General features: G+C 61.0%; 1 protein-coding gene and 1 pseudogene. Both read left to right on the top strand.

Annotated elements, in window-relative coordinates; genetic code table 11:
* A pseudogene (locus tag ADADOO_RS14790) lies at positions 1–225 on the top strand (hypothetical protein); the annotation flags it as partial.
* A gap of 44 nt (positions 226–269) precedes the next feature.
* Positions 270–1,927, top strand: a 1,658-nt coding sequence (locus ADADOO_RS14785; protein WP_511278272.1) for a two-component sensor histidine kinase, incomplete at its 3' end; no start/stop codon positions are given.

Raw genomic sequence — 1,927 nt, 5'->3', positions numbered from 1 at the left:
CCCAAGGCCGGCATCTACACCGGCTGGCGCGAGATGGACGAATACATGCGCGAGAACAAGCTGGAAACCATCGCGCCGCAACTCCCTCCGCCGGAAGGCCCGGGCAGCAAGAAAAAGAAAAAGGTCCAGGAAGCGGCCAACGAAAACGATACCCAGGTCGAATCCAAAGCCGAAGCGAAGGCCGAAGCCAAGGCTGAACCCGAGCCCAAGGCCGGAAAACACTAAGCGACAGGGACATCCTTGACGAACGCGACCAGAAGGCAGGCGACATGAAATTTCCAGCCTTTCTGGGCGGCATTCGCGGCAAACTGATCGGCATCTTTGTCCTGATCAAGGTTGTTCCGCTCCTCTTGCTGGCCGGATTTGCCTGGCACGCCACCACCCAACTCGGCAAAGACGTTTCCATCAAGGCAGGCAGCATGGCCGATGCCATGCTTTCAACAATCAAAACCGTCGGCCAGAGCGTTACCGACGACTCCATTCGCGCCCTCGACCTGCGCTCACGTGAGGCGATCGAGTCGCTGACCACCGATGCGGCCAAGGAAATTGCCGCTTTCCTGCATGACCGCGACAGCGATATCCGGCAAGCTGCCGGACTGGCCCCCTCCGCCGACGCTTTTCGCCGTTTCCTGAACGAACGGCGCCGGCCGATCTATCAACACGGCGCCTGGAAGCTGGCCGACGATGGCCAGTCGTGGGTACCCGAAACCCCGGTCATCCGCCAAGCCAAGGTCACCCGCCCGGTGCTGGCCGATAACGCGAGGGATTTCCACAGCCGCCCGGCGGAATATTTTGGCGAAGCCGAGCCGCGACCGCTGTTCGTCGAAATGACCTTCATCGATCTCGACGGCAACGAAAAAATCAAGGTCACGACCGGGAAACTGACTGAAAAAAGCCTTAAAAATGTCGTTGACCGCAGGAATACCTTCGTCAAGGCTGAAACCTATTTCGCCGAACTCAAAAAACTGAAGGCTGGCGAAATTTACGTTTCCGAGGTCATTGGCGCCTACGTCCCGACCCAGGCCATCGGCCCCTACCTGCCCGCCGCTCTGCAAAAAGCCGGCAAGCCCTTCACGCCGGAAGCGTCAGCCTATGCCGGCACGGAAAACCCGCTCGGCAAGCGCTTTCGCGGCATAGTCCGCTGGGCCATGCCGGTCGTCAGGGGCGGCCAAACGGTCGGCTACGTCACGCTGGCGCTGGACCACGACCACATCCGCCAGTTCTCCGACCGCCTGATGCCGACCGACGAACGCTACACGCCAATCGCCGACGCCATCAAAGGCAATTACGCCTTCATCTGGGATTACAAGAGCCGCGCAATTTCCCACCCGCGCGACTATTTCATCGTCGGCTACGACGCGCAGACCGGCCTGCCGGCGACGCCGTGGATGGACGCCGACCTTTACGCCGAATGGCAGGCCAGCGGCAAGCCGTCCCATGAGTTTCTGGCCGGCATTCCCGCCTTTCGCCAGCAGAGCCTGCAACGCAAGCCAGCCAAGGAACTGGTCAAGGCCGGCACCGTCGGCCTCGATTGCCGCTACCTGAATTTCTCGCCGCAATGCGACGGCTGGAATGCGCTGACCGAGCACGGTGGATCGGGCTCCTTCGTGATCTTTTTCTCCGGCCTGTGGAAGCTGACGACCGCCGCTGCCATCCCTTATTACACCGGCCAGTACGGCAAGTCACCGCAAGGTTTCGGCTTCGTCACCATCGGCGCCAACGTCGATGATTTCCACAAAGCGGCGACCGACACCGCCGGCCGGATCAACCGACTTGTCGAAGAAAAGGATGCCAGCCTGACCCTCCAGCGCGGTGAACTGCTTGACCATATCGCCCACAGCCTGACTTCGACCGGGTTTGCCCTATGGACCTCGACCCTGCTCATGGTGGCCATCGTCATCGGCATCGCCATCTGGATGGCCGGGCT

The sequence above is a fragment of the Azonexus sp. genome, assembly GCF_036170495.1.
Classification (GTDB): domain Bacteria; phylum Pseudomonadota; class Gammaproteobacteria; order Burkholderiales; family Rhodocyclaceae; genus Azonexus.
This window is presented reverse-complemented; position numbering and strand designations above follow the sequence as displayed.